A 16976-nucleotide genomic window follows, 5' to 3' on the forward strand; every position below is an offset into this window, starting at 1 on the left:
GGGGTTAACCCACGCTATGTTCCAGACTGATGGCCAGCAGTTTTTGTGCTTCAACCGCGAATTCCAGCGGCAACTCGGAAAAGACGTCTTTACAGAAGCCATTCACAATCATTGAAATGGCGTCATCTTCACTGATGCCACGCTGCACGCAATAGAACAGTTGATCTTCACCGATGCGGGAGGTGGTCGCCTCGTGCTCGAGCTGCGCGGTGTTATTACGCACTTCCACATAGGGGAAGGTATGGGCGCCGCAGTCGGCGCCGATCAGCATCGAGTCGCACTGGGTGAAATTACGGGCATTGGTGGCGGTCGGCATGATCTTAACCAGACCACGATAGGTATTTTCACTTTTACCGGCGGAGATCCCTTTCGAAATAATCGTCGATTTGGTGTTTTTACCGATATGGATCATTTTGGTGCCGGTATCCGCCTGCTGATGGCCGCTGGTCAGCGCCACCGAGAAGAACTCGCCAATGGAGTTATCACCGCGCAGAATCACACTCGGGTATTTCCAGGTAATGGCTGAACCGGTCTCTGACTGGGTCCAGGACATTTTACTGTTCTCTCCTTCGCACAGCGCACGCTTGGTAACGAAGTTGAGGATACCGCCTTCGGCTTCACCGCCGGAGAACCAGTTTTGTACTGTGGAGTACTTCACTTCGGCATTTTTGTGGATAATCACTTCCACCACCGCCGCATGCAGCTGATAGGTATCACGCACCGGCGCTGAACAACCTTCGATATAGCTGACATAGCTGTCTTCATCGGCCACCAGAATGGTGCGTTCAAACTGGCCGGTTTTCGCCGCATTAATGCGGAAATAGGTCGACAGCTCCATCGGGCAGCGCACCCCTTTCGGGATATAGACAAAAGTACCGTCCGATGCCACGGCGGAGTTCAGCGCGGCAAAGAAGTTATCGTTCGACGGCACCACGGTACCGAGATACTTTTTCACCAGTTCCGGATGGTCATGGATCGCTTCACTGAACGAGCAAAAAATAATCCCCTGCTCTGCCAGCTTATGGCGGTAAGTAGTGGAAACCGACACCGAGTCGAAAATGGCATCGACCGCCACTTCCTGACCTTCACGTACCGGCACCCCCAGCTGTTTAAACGCCTCTTCCACTTCCTGCGTCAGATAATTGCTGGCGGGCTGGCCGCCGGAGGTCTGAGTGGCGCCCGGTTCCGAGGCGCAGCTGTCGTCGCAGTTACCGCAGGATGGCGCTGAGTAGTAGCTGTAATCCTGATAATCGAGGGATTTGTAGTTCGCCTTCAGCCAGTGCGGCTCTTCCATCTTCAGCCAGGCTTCATAGGCTTTCAGACGGAACGCCAGCATCCACTCAGGCTCATTGCGTTTCGCGGAAATCGCGCGTACCACCTCTTCGCTGAGGCCATGCGCCAGCTCATCGGTATCGAGTTTGGTAAAGAAGCCCTCTTTATAATTCTGATGGCTGCCTTCCCAGATTTGTACATCGTCAGATGCTTCGTTGTGTCGCGACATAACGTTAGTTACTCTACGCCAAAGCTCTCACCACAGCCGCAGGCGTGTTGAGCTTTGGGGTTATTAAATTTGAAAATCTGATTCAGGCCTTCACGCACGAAGTCGACTTCGGTACCGTCGACAAACGGCATCGCCTGAAGCGGAACAAACAGGCTTGCTCCCTGATGGCTGAACTGAAGATCGTCCTGAGCGGGCTGTTTCACCAGTTCCATTACATAACCAAAACCGGCGCAGCCAGACTGCTTCACGCCGAGCTTGAGTCCCTTCACATCAGGGTCGCTGGCGGAGAGCGTAATAATTTGCTTTGCTGCGCTGTCGGTAAGCGTAAGTCCCTGCCAGACAAAGTCGTCAGGTGAGAAAGATGCAGGATTAGCAGATTGCATAATAAAGTACCTCGCGATGCGATAGCCCTTCGGGCTAATATCCCTATGTTAGTGATAATGATTAACGCTTCAACCTCTTGTTTTGCAGGGATATAGCTAAAATGGCCTTTTTCGTACCTGTTTACTAAGGATAGACCCTGTCCTGAGGATTGCGATCTGCGCCTCATACTGCAAAACCGAATGGATAAGTCGTTAAAAAACCACAACTATTTTGTTAATGTAACGTAACGAATATGAATAATACTCATTTTACCCGTTTATCCGGGGCCGGGTATCGATAATATCAATTTAATTAACAGGCAGCATTTATCGATAAATTTGTCACTTGAATCTTTTGCCAATTACCCTGATTATAATATGATAATGATTATCATTACCGTGATTGGGTGGTTGCATGAATGTCTCGATGAGTGCCTGGCTGCAGTACAAAATTGATGAATATAAGTTTTCGGTGCGTGATATCACCGTTGATTTCTACATGGCGCAAGCCAAACTCAACCGCCCGGACTGCTCACTCGATCAACTGCGCAAGTTTAGCGATACCTGTTTAGATATGGCCGAACTGTGTCAGCTCAATGGCGATGACCAGAGTTATCTGCACGCACTGGGAAAATTGCATCACCGACTGGTCAGTGAAATGGTTAATCCTGAACGTGAACGGCTGTTCCGTATGCAAGCCTGGCAGCTGGCGCGCCACTCCCTGACCCGCCTGTGCCACCAGTTGGCGATCGGCGGCGAGTGGGATAAGGCTACGGTGTTACAGAGTGATTTTGTGAAGCATGCGTCGTGGAATATCTGAGGCGCAGAGACGCACTGCCGGTTAATCGCTGTTAATATGCTCGCGGCAGTAGCGTTGCTTATAGACTGATGGCGTAATCCCCATAATCTTGCGAAACACCCGGCGAAACCAGGCGACATCATTAAAGCCACAGCGCGCGGCGACTTCCGCCAGACTGCCGGTATCGGTCATTAACAGTTTCTCTGCCGCCGTCACCCGCTGCTGATGCAGCGCCTCGGTGAGCGTCATCTGGAACGTCATACGAAACACCCGCCCCAGATAATCGGCATTACAGTGCAGTCGTGCGGCGAGTTCGGCAGCGCCAAGCGGCTGATGAAACTGGGTAGCAATTAACTGGCGGGCTTTCCATGCCAGCGCCACGCCCGGCCCATCGGGTTCCACTTTATCCGGCCAGCCGCGCGCCACCTCCTGCAGCAGCAATAGCAGCAGCAATTCCAGCGCCATACTTTCGCCATCGCGCTCCTGTTCGTTTAAAAACAGACGAAACAGCGTCAGTACTCTTTCGGCGTCGCGGACTTTTGCCTGCTGTGGAATAGTTAACTGCATACAGGGACTATTCTGCTGTCCGCTAATAATATCGAAGTGCAGCCAGTAAAATTTTAACTGCGCATCAAATATGCTTAACCCACGATGTTTGCGGCCGGGAAACAATAATAAGCTCTCCCCCGCATTAAGCAGAAAATCGGTTTTCTCCTCTTGTAGCGATAGTGTGCCGCGCACCACATAGATCAATTCGTATGAACTGAGCGTCCGTACCGGATGTGTCCCGACGCCGCGGGAGATAAACAGCCCGCCATTTTGCACTTTAACCGGATAACTCACTGGAAGAGAAAGCATTTTAAAATATCACCTGTGGCGTTATTCATCCGCAGAGTAGCACAGCGCCCCGCTATCTCGCAGTGATTAACCGCAGGATTTGATCCGTCTCACAAAAGCTTTATCAGGTCGGAATCGTGCCATTTTACTACCTGTTTCGCCTCTTGTTGCTATTGATACCCTATGCCAGATTTAAAGCGTAAATTATTTAACGCCCGTTAGTCGCGCCGGAAAATATATTTTTAGCGCCTGAATTGACGCGATAAATAATGAATCCTTTTATCACCTCATTAATGCGAGGAATCAGACCATGCCAACGGTTTCAATTGATACCGTGCCGTCACGGGTAAAAAATAACAGCGACAGAATAACTCTCGGTGAAAAAATAGGTTATGGCCTCGGCGATGCGGGCGGTACCATTATTACCTGCCTGATTGCGAACTTTCTGACCTTTTTCTATACCGATATTTTTGGCCTGACACCGGCGCTGGTCGGCACCCTGTTTATTACCCTGCGGGTGATTGACGCCATCTCCGACCCGCTGATGGGGATTGTCGCCGACCGCACCCACAGCCGCTGGGGACGCTTTCGCCCGTGGCAGCTGTGGATCGCCCTGCCGATCGGCATAGTCGGTTTTCTCACCTTTAGCGTACCAGGGCTGGCGGGGGATGCGAGAATCGCTTACGCCTTCTTCACTTACTTTTTGTTATCGCTCTCTTACACCGCGATCAATGTGCCCTACTGCGCGCTGATCAATACCATGACTACCGATCATCGCGAAGTGATCGCCTGCCAGGCGTGGCGCTTTGTGTTATGCGGCGTGGCCGGATTTATGGTCTCCGTCGGCCTGCCGTGGCTGGTGCAATATTTTGGTCAGGGGAATCTGGCGCGCGGCTATCAGCAGGGGGTGGGGCTGCTGTGTGTGATAGCGGTGATGATGTTTCTCTGGTGTTTTTTCACCGTCCGCGAACGCGTCCCGCTGGCGCTGATGGGCCAGTTCAGCATACGTCAGCACCTGCGCGGCATGTTGCAAAACGATCAGTTGCTGCTGGTATTGTTGATGTCATTCCTGCTGATCAACGTGTTTAATTTGCGCGGTGGCGGCTATATGTATTTCATTAGCTATGTCCTGAAAGGCGGCACCGCCTATGCCTCACTGTTTTTCGGCATGGTGACGCTGGCGTCGATCCTTGGCGCCGTGCTGGTCAATCAGCTGACCCGGCTGATCGACAGCGTCCGCCTGTATCTGATCACCAACCTGGTGCTGGCGGCGTTCTCGCTGCTGATGTGGTTTATGCCTGTCGGCCTGCAGTTTCAGACGCTGTGGCTGGGGATTATTTTTATTAACTGCGTAATCCTTGGCTTTACTCTGCCGCTGCACTTCTCACTGATGGCGTTTGCCGATGACTACGGCCACTGGAAAAACGGCATCCGCTCATCCGGGATGAATTTCGCCTTCAATCTGTTCTTTATCAAACTGGCGTGGGCATCGAGCGCCGGGATTATCAGTCTGGTATTTATTCTCGTCGCCTATCAGGCCGGAGAGGCGCATCAGACACCGGCGTCGCTGCGTGGCATTACGCTGACGGAAACCCTGCTGCCCGCGCTGCTGCATCTGCTGCTGGCGGTCACCCTGCTGTTCTGCAAGCTAAAAACCCCGCTGCTGAACCGCATGTCATTAGATCTGAAAAGTAAAATGTGACTCTTTTTGTTCTCATTCAGGAGGTTTTATGCCGTACTCCCCGCCAGAAATGGCTGAAGTCCCGTTACAGCAGATTGCCATCACCGATGCTTTCTGGCTGGAGTATCAACGCCTGGTAAAAGAGGTGGTGGTGCCCTACCAGTGGCTGGCGCTAAACGATCAGGTAGCCGACGCCGAGCCCAGCCATGCTATCGAAAACTTTCGCATTGCCGCCGGACAGGCTGACGGTGAATTTTACGGCATGGTGTTCCAGGATAGCGACGTAGCGAAATGGCTGGAAGCGGTGGCCTATTTGCTGGCGAAAAGTCCGGACGCGGAACTGGAGTCCACCGCCGATCGGCTGATTGAACTGGTCGGCGCGGTGCAGCAAGCGGATGGTTATCTCAACACCTACTTTACCGTCCGGGAGCCGCAACAGCGCTGGACCAATCTGGCGGAGTGCCATGAGCTCTATTGCGCCGGGCATCTGATTGAAGCGGGCGTCGCGTATTACCAGGCCACCGGCAAAAAACGCCTGCTGCAGATCGTCAGTAAGCTGGCCGACCATATCAGCGATGTCTTTGGCCCTGATGAACATCAGTTGCATGGCTATCCCGGTCATCCGGAAATCGAGCTGGCGCTAATGCGCCTGTACGAAGTGACGAGTGAAGCGCGCTATCTGCTGCTGACGCGCTATTTCGTGGAACAGCGCGGCAGCTCGCCCCATTTTTATGATATCGAATATGAGAAACGCGGAAAAACCTCACACTGGCATACCTATGGTCCGGCGTGGATGGTGAAAGACAAAGCCTACAGTCAGGCGCATTTGCCGATCGCACTGCAGACCAGCGCCATTGGCCACGCGGTACGCTTTGTCTATCTGTATGCCGGTGTCGCTCATCTGGCGCGACTGAGCCAGGATCAGGAGAAACGCGAGGTCTGTCGTCGCCTGTGGGATAATATGACCCAGCGCCAGATGTATATTACCGGGGCGATAGGCTCACAAAGCAGTGGCGAAGCCTTTAGCTGCGATTACGATCTGCCCAATGATACCGCCTACACCGAAACCTGCGCGTCGATTGGTCTGATGATGTTTGCCAACCGCATGCTACAGATGGATGCTGACAGCCGCTACGCCGATGTGATGGAACGGGCGCTGTATAATACCGTACTGGCGGGGATGGCGCTGGATGGCAAGCATTTCTTCTATGTCAACCCGCTGGAAGTGCATCCGCAAAGCATCAAATTTAATCATATCTACGATCACGTGAAGCCGGTGCGCCAGCGCTGGTTTGGCTGCGCCTGTTGTCCGCCGAATATCGCCCGGCTGCTGGCATCGCTGGGCCATTATATTTACACCCAACGCCCGGACGGTATGGATATTAATCTGTATGTCGCCAGCGAAATCGTTACCGCCGTCGACGGCAAACGCTGGCAGGTGACTCAGCGCGGCAACTATCCATGGCAGGATCAGCTGACCATCGATATTGACTGCGATGGGCCGCTACCGGCTACGCTGGGGTTGCGGCTGCCGGACTGGTGCGCGCAGCCGCAGGCCACCCTGAATGGTCAGCCGCTGGATCCGGCGGCTCTGAGCCAGCGCGGCTACCTGCGGCTGAACCGCCGCTGGCAGGCTGGCGACCGCATTGAGTTACAGCTGCCGATGCCGGTTACCCGGGTCAGCGCTCATCCGCGGGTACGCCATCTGGCGGGCAAAGTGGCGATCCAGCGCGGTCCGTTAGTGTACTGTCTTGAGCAGGCCGACAATGGCAGTGAGCTGCATAATCTGCAGCTGCCCGACGATGCCAGTTTTACTCTGATTGCCGGTCGCGGGGTACTGGCAGGTAAAACCCTGTTGCAGGCTGCAGGGACGCGTTATGCCCCGGGCGACCATGGCGGACAACCGCTATACCGCTTTGATGCGCCAGCGCCGGTTAGCAGCCGGCAAAAGCTGACCTTTGTTCCCTATTTTAGCTGGGCCAATCGCGGCGAAGGTGAAATGCGGGTGTGGATTGATCGCCGCCCGTCGGGCAACTGACCGGCAACACCCGAGGCGGCGCTGCCGCCGCCTCGGTCAATACCATCATAAAACCCATCGGTTTTTAATTCGCGCAGGCAACTTTTTGGCGAAAATAACCAGAAATTAAGGTTACGTTAAGAGATTTATTTGTAAATTACCCCGCGCAATTTACTCCCCGGTTTATTTCGTTAATAAATAACTTGGCGTGACAGTGTCGCTATTGACGCAAATAAGAATTATTTTTATTATTATTTTTGTTTTGGTTGAATCCACTGTTTTCCGGCCGGTATTTAACCTGCCGTTATCTTACGATTTTGCGTTTTTAAAAGGACCCTGGCATGAAATTCAGACTCTCTTCCCTTTGCTCAATCGCTGTTATCGCCTCTTCACTGACATTTGCCGCCGCCGCTAACGCTGCCGATGATCAGGGAATCGTGATTTATAATGCTCAACATGAAAATCTGGTGAACGCCTGGGTCGCAGGTTTTACCAAAGAGACCGGAATTAAAGTCACGTTACGCAATGGCGGCGACAGCGAGTTGGGTAACCAGCTGGTGCAGGAAGGCAGCGCCTCACCTGCCGATGTCTTTCTGACCGAAAACTCCCCGGCGATGGTGTTAGTCGATAATGCCAAACTCTTCGCCCCCCTCGACGCCGCGACGCTGGCGCAGGTGGATGCGGCATATCGTCCGCAGCATGGTCGCTGGATCGGTATCGCCGCGCGCAGCACGGTATTTGTCTATAACCCGCAAAAAATCAGCGAGCAACAGCTACCGAAATCCCTGCTCGATTTAGCGCAGCCCGAGTGGAAAGGACGCTGGGCGGCTTCACCTTCCGGCGCCGATTTCCAGGCGATCGTCAGCGCACTGCTGGAGCTTAAAGGCGAAAAAGCCACGCTGGAGTGGCTGAAAGCGATGAAAACCAATTTCACCGCCTATAAAGGCAACAGCACCGTGATGAAAGCGGTCAATGCCGGTCAGATCGATAGCGGCGTGATTTATCATTACTATCGTTTTGTTGATCAGGCAAAAACCGGTGAGAATAGCGGCAACACCCGCCTGCACTATTTTAAACATCAGGATCCGGGCGCTTTTGTCAGTATTTCCGGTGGCGGCGTGCTGGCTTCCGGCAAACACCAACAGCAGGCGCAGGCATTTATGAAGTGGATCACCAGCAAATCAGGTCAGGAAATCCTGCGCAGCAATAATGCGTTCGAGTATGCCGTCGGCGTCAATGCCGCCTCCAATCCGCAACTGGTGCCGCTGAAAGATCTGCAGGCGCCGAAAGTTGAACCTTCTCAGCTTAACAGCAAAAAAGTGACTGAATTAATGACGCAGGCAGGTCTGCTGTAATCGTCAGAGCGTGTTCCTGTTACGGGTGTCTTAATGTATGTCAAACCTCAGTATTCGTGATCTTGCGCCAGCGCGTCTTCCCTCCGCCGGGCAACGTCCGACGCTGCCGCTGATCTGGCTGGCGCTGCTGTTAGCGCTGCTGGCGTTACTCCCGCTGGCTTTTGTGATTAGCGTGGCGCTGGACAGTGGCTGGGAAACCATTAAGACACTCGTCTTTCGCCCGCGCGTTGGCGAATTGCTGCTGAATACCACACTATTAGTGGTATTTACTCTGCCGCTATGTGTGGTGACCGGCGTCATGCTGGCGTGGCTAACCGAGCGCACTTCGCTGCGTGGACGGCGCGTCTGGTCGCTGCTGTGCACCGCGCCGCTGGCGATACCCGCTTTTGTACAGAGTTATGCCTGGGTCAGTGCCGTGCCATCCCTGCACGGCACTGGCGCCGGCATCTTTATCTCTACCCTTGCCTACTATCCCTTTATCTATTTGCCGGTCGCCGCCGTGTTGCGCCGACTCGACTGTGGCCTCGAAGATGTGGCCGCGTCTCTTGGTACGCCGCCGCTGGCGATCTTTTTTCGCGTGGTGCTGCCACAACTCAGACTGGCGATTTGGGGCGGCGCCCTGCTGGTGGCGCTGCATCTGCTGGCCGAATATGGTCTGTATGCCATGATCCGCTTTGATACCTTCACCACGGCGATTTTCGATCAGTTTCAGTCAACCTTTAATGGTCCGGCGGCCAATATGCTGGCCGGGGTGCTGGCGCTTTGCTGCCTGGCCCTGTTGCTGCTGGAAACCAGCACGCGCGGCAAAGCACGCTATGCGCGCGTCGGATCCGGTAGCGCACGGCAACAGCAGTGCTGGCAGTTAGCCTGGCCCGGTCAGTTTGGCGGACAACTGCTGCTGCTAACGTTACTGGCGCTGGCGCTGGGGGTGCCGTTAATTACCCTTGGCCGCTGGATCTGGCTGGGCGGTACCGCCAGCTGGGCGAATGCCGATCTCTGGTTGTCGTTACAACAAACCTTAATTCTTGCCGGCGGCGGTGCGTTGCTGACCACCGTTTGTGCGATTCCGATGGCATGGTTGTCGGTACGCTATCCCGGCCGCCTGTATCGACTGCTGGAAAGTTGCAACTACATTACCAGCTCGTTACCGGGGATTGTGGTGGCGCTGGCGCTGGTGACGATTACCATCCGCGTTGCCCGTCCGCTGTATCAAACTGAAATCACCCTGCTGCTGGCTTATGTACTGATGTTTATGCCGCGTGCCCTGATCAATTTGCGCGCGGGTATCGCCCAGGCGCCGGTAGAACTGGAAAATGCCGCGCGCAGCCTGGGGAAAACCCCGCTGCAGGCGCTGTGGCATACCACCATGCGCCTCGCGGCGCCGGGCGCGGCAGCGGGTGCGGCGCTGGTGTTTCTGGCGATCACTAATGAATTAACCGCGACCCTGCTGTTGTCGCCCAATGGCACGCGCACCCTGGCGACCGGTTTTTGGGCGCTGACCAGTGAGATAGACTACGTGGCGGCGGCCCCTTTTGCCCTGATGATGGTACTGCTGTCGTTACCGCTCACCTGGTTACTCTATTCGCAATCAAAACGTACGGCGGGCTTATAACATGCTGGAGTTACAACAGATCACCAAACGTTTTGGCGCAACCACGGTGCTGAACGCGGTGGACTTACAGGTGGCGGCGGGAAGCCGTACGGCGATTGTCGGTCCTTCCGGCTCGGGAAAAACCACTCTGTTACGCATTATTGCCGGATTCGAAATGCCGCAGCAGGGGCGAATTACACTGCAGGGCGCCCGGCTGGTGGATCAACAGCTTCAGCTGCCAGCCCACCAGCGCGGCATCGGCTTCGTGCCGCAGGATGGCGCGCTATTTCCGCATTTCACTGTCGCCGGCAATATCGCTTTTGGTGTAAGCGGCAGCAAGCGTGAAAAGTTGCGACGCGTTGAAGAGTTAATGGAGATGGTCGCCCTCGATCGGCGCTTAGCGGCGCTGTGGCCACATGAACTTTCCGGCGGTCAGCAACAGCGCGTGGCGCTGGCCAGGGCCTTAGCGCAGCGCCCGGTGTTGATGCTACTGGATGAGCCATTCTCCGCGCTGGATACCGGATTACGCGCCGCCACGCGTAAAGCCGTGGGGTCGTTGCTGACCGATGCCGGTATCGCCTCGATTCTGGTCACACACGATCAAAACGAGGCGCTGTCATTCGCTGACCAGATTGCCGTTATCCGTGATGGCCGCCTGACGCAGGTCGGTACGCCGCGCCGGCTCTATACGCAGCCGGTTGATGAAGCCACCGCGCATTTTCTCGGCGACGCATTAATCTTTCCGGCGCGGGTTGAAGATGGCTGGGCAGCGTGTGCGCTGGGCCGGATCGCCGTTGATAGCGATGACTTTAGCGGTGACGCCCGCGTGATGTTGCGCCCGGAGCAGTTGCAGATCGCCGTTGCCGCCACCCGCGCGCATGGCTGCGCTCAGGCCGAGGTAACCGATATTGATTTCGCCGGTTTTATCTCGCGGGTGACACTGCGCTTGTCGGCGGATAATCGTATCATTGAGATGAAAACCCTCAGCCAGCCGGGTTTACAGCGCGGTATTACCGTCACCCTGGCGGTTAAGGGTAAAGCCCATCTGTTTGCCGGGTAACACCGGCGCTGACCATCCGCAGCGGGATACTGCTTCGTGCGCAATGGCGAAAACGGGAGACCAGGCGGTCTCCCGGCGGATTAACCGACTCGGGGTTGCATTACCGCAGTGGTTAATCGCGAGGTACAACACAGGCGGTTTTTCTGATCAAAAATTTCGATCTGCCACACCTGGTGTGAACCACCAAGATGCAGCGGACGACAGACCCCGCGCACCTCGCCGTGGTTAGCCGCCCGCAGATGGTTAGCATTGACCTCCAGCCCAACCACCCACTGTTCCCCTGCGGTACAGAGATAACCGGCCATCGAACCCAGCGTTTCCGCCAGCACCACCGACGCGCCGCCATGCAGCAGGCCGAACGGTTGGGTGGTGCGCTGATCAACCGGCATCACCGCTTCAATACTGTCGTCATTCAGTGCGGTAAAGCGAATACCCAGATGCTCCACCATACAGCCGACGCTGCGCTGATTCAGCAGCTCCAGCGTTGCTTCACGTTTCCAGATAGCCATTTACACCATCTCCAGCAGTGCCTGTAATGGATGCCGCATGCCATTGCCCTCAATGCGTTTTACCTGGCTGCGACAGGAGTAACCGGTAGCCAGACAGCGCTGACGCGGCAGCTTCTGCAATGCCTGATGCCAGGAAAGCTCATAAATCCCCAGCGAATTTTCGAGGTTTTTGCTTTCATGACCATAGGTGCCTGCCATCCCACAACAGCCGACGCTGACGTTTTCCAGTCTGGCGCCAAAGCGGGCAAAAATACCCTGCCACTGTTTCGGTGTCGCAGGCAGCGCCGTCACCTCGGTACAGTGACCAAACAGGTACCAGGCTTCGCCGCTGGTCGCCGGCGCATCACGCAGATCGAGCGCATTCTGCAGCCACTCATGCACCAGCTGCACATGGAAATCGCCGCGTTGATCGCCGAGAATCTCCCGGTACTCATCACGATAACAGAGCACCAGCGCCGGATCGACCCCCACCATCGGCATCTGCAACTGCGCCACGCGATTGAGGAAATCAGCCGTCTTTTGCGCGGTGCGCGCAAAGCGCCGCAGGAAACCTTTAATATGCTGTGCCTTACCGTTAGGGGAAAACGGCAGCAGCACCGGCTGATAACCCAGTTTTTCTACCAGACGCACAAAATCGGCTACCACCTGCGCTTCGTAGTAGCTGGTAAACGGATCCTGAACCACCAGCACCGTTTTTGCCCGCTGTTCCGCATTCAGCTGTTCAAGACTTTCCAGCGTGGTTTTGCCGGCAGGGTGTCCGGCCAGATGCTGTTTCAGGGTTGGCGAGGAGAGCAGCGGCAGATCGACCATGCCGATATGTTTTTTACTCAGTTCGCGCAGCCACGGCTGCTTCAGAAAGAAGTTAAAGGTCTTTGGCGCACGCGCCATTAGCGGCGCATAGCTTTCGACGCTGGCAACCAGATGATCGCTTACCGGCCGCAGGTAGCGGGTGTGATACAGCTGCAGAAAACGTGAACGGAAGCCCGGCACATCGATTTTAATCGGGCACTGGGTTGAGCAGGCTTTACAGGCCAGACAGCCCGACATCGCCTCTTTTACCTCATGGGAGAAATCATACTCACCACGCTTCGCATGCCAGCTGTTGCGGGTACGTTCAATTAACCCGCGCAGACTGATACCGGCAGGCGGCAACTGCTGCTCCAGCACCAGCGGGTCCACCCCTTTCTCCGCCAGTAGCCGCAGCCACTCACGCGTCAGTGTGGCGCGTCCTTTCGGCGAATGAATACGATTGCCGGTAATTTTCATCGACGGGCACATCGGGCTGCGGACATCAAAGTTAAAGCACAGGCCGTTGCCGTTGCACTCCATCGCCCCGCGCCAGTCATTGCGGACATTCACCGGGATCTGGCGGTCATAAGTGCCTCGCTTCACCCCATCAACTTTCATCATCGGCTCATCAACCGCCAGCGGGGCACAGATTTTCCCCGGGTTAAGACGGTTGGCGGGATCAAATGCCGACTTAATACGGCGCAGCTCATGATAGAGCACGTCACCAAAGAACGCCGGACTGTATTCAGCACGGAAACCTTTGCCGTGCTCGCCCCACAACAGACCGCCATAACGGGCGGTCAGCGCCACGACTTCATCGGAGATCTGTTTCATCAGCATCTCCTGTTGCGGGTCGCACATATCCAGCGCCGGTCGCACGTGCAGCACCCCGGCATCGACATGCCCGAACATACCGTAACTCAGGTGATGACTGTCGAGTAAAGCACGAAACTCAACGATATAATCGGCCAGGTGCTGCGGCGGCACCGCGGTATCTTCCACAAATGGAATCGGCTTGGCGCGCCCTTTGGCATTGCCCAGCAGGCCAACCGCTTTTTTGCGCATCGCATAAATGCGCTCAATACCGTCCACATCATTACAGAGTTGATAGCCAATTACGCCGCCTTCGCGCGCCGCCATTAAGTCATCCAGTCGCTCACAGAGCGATTCGACCTGACTGTCGATCAGCGCCTTATCGTCACCGGCAAACTCAACAATATTCAGTCCCAGCATCTGCTGATCCGGCACGTCAGTAATCAGTTCCCGCACCGAATGCCAGACAATATCTTCGCGCGCCAGGTTCAGCACTTTCGAATCGACGGTTTCTACCGACAACGCTTTAGCTTCCACCATAAAGGGGGCATTACGCAGCGCAGAATCAAAGGCGTCATATTTGATATTTACCAGCCGACGCACCTTCGGCAGCGGGGTTATATCAAGGCGGGCTTCGCTGGTAAACGCCAGCGTGCCTTCGGCGCCGCACAGAATGCGCGTCAGATCAAAACGCTGCAGATCGTCACTCAGCACATGACGTAAATCGTAACCGGTGAGAAAGCGGTTCAGTTTCGGGAATTTTTCCACAATCAACTTACGCCGATCGCGACAACTCTCCAGCACCGTACGGTAGATCGCGCCTTCCGGGGTGGCCTCCTGCGCCAGCTTCTCCGCCAGCGCCACCGGCATTTCGCGGGTGTCGATAATGTCCCCTCCCAGCAGCACTGCGCGCAGGCCCAGTACGTGATCGGAGGTTTTACCATACACCAGTGACCCCTGTCCGGAGGCGTCGGTGTTAATCATACCGCCAAGGGTGGCGCGGTTACTGGTGGAGAGTTCCGGCGAGAAGAAAAAACCGTACGGCTTTAGCCAGGCATTGAGCTGATCTTTGATCACCCCGGCTTCCACCCGTACCCAGCGCTGTTCGACGTTGATTTCAAGGATGCGGTTCATATGGCGTGACATATCCACCACAATTCCCTGATTCAGCGACTGACCGTTGGTACCGGTGCCGCCGCCGCGTGGGGTAAATACCAGACTGCTAAAACGAGCTTCACCGGCAATGCGCGCGATTAACGCCACATCGGCGGTGGATCGGGGAAAAAGGACGGCATCGGGCAACAGCTGATAAATACTGTTATCCGTCGACATAATAAGACGATCGGCATAGCTGGTGGCGGTATCGCCGGTAAAGCCCTGCTGCTGTAAAGTGTCCAAAAATGTCAGCACCAGCTGAACGAGGCCAGGTGCCTGAGAAATCTGTGGGATCATTGTCGGGTGACCAGGATGTTGAGTGAAACGTTTGCGTTTGTTTTTTTCTGTAAGTTATCCGTTTTATCACATTTTTTTATGACCTGCCGTTTTTTCAGGATTTGTAAAATCAGTTTTTTTATCGCTACTGTCGCAAATGACATAAATGCATCATTATTAGTCGGGTAGCCCTGATGGCTAACGTCATGGACAGAAACCGTGAAGGATTTATTTGAGGTGTTAATTTTCGTATGAAAAACCTGCAACGAGGTATGGATTTACCGCAGATGTTGTTCTCGCTGCTGTTCATAATGGTGATGACCGTCGCGTGTTTTTGGGTGGTTCAGCCGTTTATTCTTGGTTTTGCCTGGGCCAGCATGGTGGTGATCGCCACCTGGCCATTAATGATTAAAATACAGAGCTGGCTCTGGGGACGACGTTCACTGGCGGTGATCGCCATGACGCTAATCCTGATTTTACTGTTTATTATCCCTATCGCGCTGCTGGTCAATAGCCTGATTGATAACAGCGCGCCAGTGATTGAGTGGGCCACTTCCGGTCATATTCAGATACCACAACTGAGCTGGCTGCATGAGATCCCGTTGGTGGGTGACAAGCTCTACGCCAGTTATCACAAACTGATTGCCGGCGGCGGTTCCGCCCTGATGACCAAAGTACAACCCTATATTGGCCAGACAACCGGTTTCTTTGTCGCTCAGGCCGGGCACTTTGGTCGTTTTATGATGCATCTGGGCCTGATGTTGCTGTTCAGTATGCTGCTGTACTGGCGTGGCGAGCAGGCTGGCAATGGTATTCGTCATTTCGCCTATCGCATGTCTGGCCGTCGCGGCGACGCAGCGGTATTACTGGCGGCGCAGGCGATTCGTGCTGTGGCGCTGGGGGTCGTGGTTACGGCGCTGGTGCAGGGCGTGCTCGGGGGGATCGGGCTGGCAATATCCGGCATTCCGTATGCCACTCTGCTGACGGTAGTGATGATTCTGTTCTGTCTGATCCAGCTCGGTCCGTTACCGGTGCTGATCCCGGCGATTATCTGGCTGTACTGGAGCGGCGACACCACCTGGGGCACGGTACTGGTGATATGGAGCTGCGTGGTGGGCACCCTTGATAACGTGTTACGCCCAATGCTAATCCGCATGGGCGCCGATCTGCCGATGATCCTGATCCTCTCCGGGGTAATCGGCGGCCTGCTGGCGTTTGGCATGATCGGTCTGTTTATCGGCCCGGTAGTGCTGGCGGTCTCGTACCGACTGGTTGCCGTCTGGATGCATGAAACCCCGCCGCCGGATGAAGATCCGCAGGATGTGGTCGAAGAGCTGGCGGAAATTGAAAGCGAACCCGTTGAGCATCACCACTCTTAATCAACAACCGCGGCCAGAGAGAACTGGCCGCTAAAAAAAATTACGTCACGTCGTAAAAAAATTTGTTTAGCTTTTTTTATCAGTAAAAGCCTGTTTTTGCCCTTTCCAGTGAATTATCCGCGCTATTGATTACTTTCCACACAGTTTCCCCGTGCAATTTGCGTTAAGAGTGTCACAAAGGATTATTGCCTTTAAACTAATAAGAGGATTCTTAAAGACGCCTGGAGCGATGCTGAATAGTATGAATTACATGTTCAGGATCAAATCCCTGATTTTTAAACAACCTTTTTACCCTGAGTAAGTAAAGAATTGCTGTGTGTAGTCTTTGCCCATCCCATGTGATGGGCTTTTTTTTGCCGCCAGTCCGGCATAACCGCCGCCGCAGCAGCGCAGAAAAGATTATTGATTTATAAGTAATAAATAGATTGTGCGTCGATTCCGTCTCTGGCGGCTATTTTTAGCATTTTCCCGTGGGAAAATGGCAGCGTGCGAACCAGGCAGAACCACAAACGCCAGTAACAGAAAGGCGGCATAAATGCCGTCCGTACGCGGAAATAGCTGGCATCTTGTAGCTACCGTCTTGAACGTCAAGCGGTAGCTGCATAGTTTGCGTCCCATGGCTGCCGTCCCGAAGGTGGCAGCAGTGCAAACCATTGATACGGGCGGCATAAATGCCGCCCCTACAGAAGAATATCTGCCTCCTGATGTAGGGGAGCCATTAATGGCTCCCGTCCCGAAGGTGGCAGCAGTGCAAGCCATTGATACGGGTGGCATAAATCCCGCCCCTACAGAAGAATATCTGCCTCCTGATGTACGGGAGCCATTTATGGCTCCCGTAACATAAATACCGCG

13 protein-coding genes and 1 other RNA gene are annotated in these 16976 nt (G+C 54.7%); 9 read left to right on the forward strand and 5 right to left on the reverse strand.

Features of this window, described 5'->3' with window-relative positions; all coding sequences use genetic code 11:
- Positions 1–4 precede the first annotated feature (4 nt).
- Both sufB and sufA read right to left on the reverse strand, forming a co-directional pair.
- The gene (gene sufB, locus JWF83_RS14430) at positions 5–1501 is read right to left on the reverse strand and encodes a Fe-S cluster assembly protein SufB (RefSeq protein ID WP_413650989.1); all 1497 of its coding nucleotides are present in this window, start codon (positions 1499–1501) and stop codon (positions 5–7) included.
- Positions 1502–1509: 8 nt separating this feature from the next.
- Positions 1510–1884, reverse strand: coding sequence for a Fe-S cluster assembly scaffold SufA (sufA, locus tag JWF83_RS14435; protein WP_413650990.1), 375 nt, complete (start codon positions 1882–1884; stop codon positions 1510–1512).
- Positions 1885–2278: 394 nt separating this feature from the next.
- Here sufA and JWF83_RS14440 point away from each other — a divergent pair, with 394 nt between their 5' ends.
- Positions 2279–2683 carry a hypothetical protein gene (locus JWF83_RS14440; RefSeq protein WP_413650992.1) on the forward strand — a complete coding sequence of 135 codons (405 nt, stop codon included), beginning with the start codon at positions 2279–2281 and terminating at the stop codon, positions 2681–2683.
- A 21-nt stretch (positions 2684–2704) separates the two neighbouring features.
- Here JWF83_RS14440 and JWF83_RS14445 read toward each other — a convergent pair whose 3' ends face one another.
- Entirely contained in the window at positions 2705–3520 is an 816-nt protein-coding gene (locus JWF83_RS14445) for a helix-turn-helix domain-containing protein (protein ID WP_413650994.1), read from the reverse strand.
- 289 nt (positions 3521–3809) lie between these two features.
- Between JWF83_RS14445 and JWF83_RS14450 the strand changes: the two genes are divergently transcribed.
- The 5 genes from JWF83_RS14450 to JWF83_RS14470 all read left to right on the forward strand — a co-directional run bounded on the left by JWF83_RS14450 (position 3810) and on the right by JWF83_RS14470 (position 11203).
- Positions 3810–5201 carry an MFS transporter gene (locus JWF83_RS14450; RefSeq protein WP_413650996.1) on the forward strand — a complete coding sequence of 464 codons (1392 nt, stop codon included), beginning with the start codon at positions 3810–3812 and terminating at the stop codon, positions 5199–5201.
- 28 nt (positions 5202–5229) lie between these two features.
- Positions 5230–7218 carry a glycoside hydrolase family 127 protein gene (locus JWF83_RS14455; RefSeq protein WP_413650998.1) on the forward strand — a complete coding sequence of 663 codons (1989 nt, stop codon included), beginning with the start codon at positions 5230–5232 and terminating at the stop codon, positions 7216–7218.
- A gap of 320 nt (positions 7219–7538) precedes the next feature.
- The gene (locus tag JWF83_RS14460) at positions 7539–8552 is read left to right on the forward strand and encodes an iron ABC transporter substrate-binding protein (protein WP_413650999.1); all 1014 of its coding nucleotides are present in this window, start codon (positions 7539–7541) and stop codon (positions 8550–8552) included.
- Positions 8553–8589: 37 nt separating this feature from the next.
- Positions 8590–10164, forward strand: a complete 1575-nt coding sequence (locus tag JWF83_RS14465; RefSeq protein ID WP_413651001.1) for an ABC transporter permease — start codon at positions 8590–8592, stop codon at positions 10162–10164.
- A 1-nt stretch (position 10165) separates the two neighbouring features.
- Positions 10166–11203, forward strand: a complete 1038-nt coding sequence (locus tag JWF83_RS14470; protein WP_413651003.1) for an ABC transporter ATP-binding protein — start codon at positions 10166–10168, stop codon at positions 11201–11203.
- Between the two features lie 80 nt (positions 11204–11283).
- On the opposite strand, the gene JWF83_RS14475 is transcribed toward JWF83_RS14470, so the two are convergent.
- Together JWF83_RS14475 and JWF83_RS14480 are read right to left on the reverse strand one after the other, a co-directional pair.
- Entirely contained in the window at positions 11284–11712 is a 429-nt protein-coding gene (locus JWF83_RS14475; protein ID WP_413651005.1) for a hotdog fold thioesterase, read from the reverse strand.
- Positions 11713–14766 (reverse strand): FAD-binding and (Fe-S)-binding domain-containing protein, encoded by a 3054-nt coding sequence (locus tag JWF83_RS14480; protein WP_413651007.1) that lies wholly within the window; start codon positions 14764–14766, stop codon positions 11713–11715.
- Between the two features lie 230 nt (positions 14767–14996).
- Here JWF83_RS14480 and ydiK point away from each other — a divergent pair, with 230 nt between their 5' ends.
- The 3 genes from ydiK (at position 14997) to JWF83_RS14495 (ending at position 16968) form a co-directional block, all read left to right on the forward strand.
- Positions 14997–16124, forward strand: coding sequence for an AI-2E family transporter YdiK (ydiK, locus tag JWF83_RS14485; RefSeq protein ID WP_413651008.1), 1128 nt, complete (start codon positions 14997–14999; stop codon positions 16122–16124).
- 248 nt (positions 16125–16372) lie between these two features.
- An RNA gene (gene rprA / locus JWF83_RS14490) (antisense sRNA RprA) lies at positions 16373–16481 on the forward strand.
- 286 nt (positions 16482–16767) lie between these two features.
- A complete protein-coding gene (locus JWF83_RS14495) occupies positions 16768–16968 on the forward strand; it encodes a hypothetical protein (RefSeq protein ID WP_413651010.1) in 201 nt (66 codons plus the stop codon).
- The last annotated feature ends 8 nt before the right edge of the window (positions 16969–16976 follow it).

The sequence above is a fragment of the Pantoea sp. B65 genome (genome assembly GCF_047308185.1).
GTDB lineage: Bacteria > Pseudomonadota > Gammaproteobacteria > Enterobacterales > Enterobacteriaceae > Erwinia.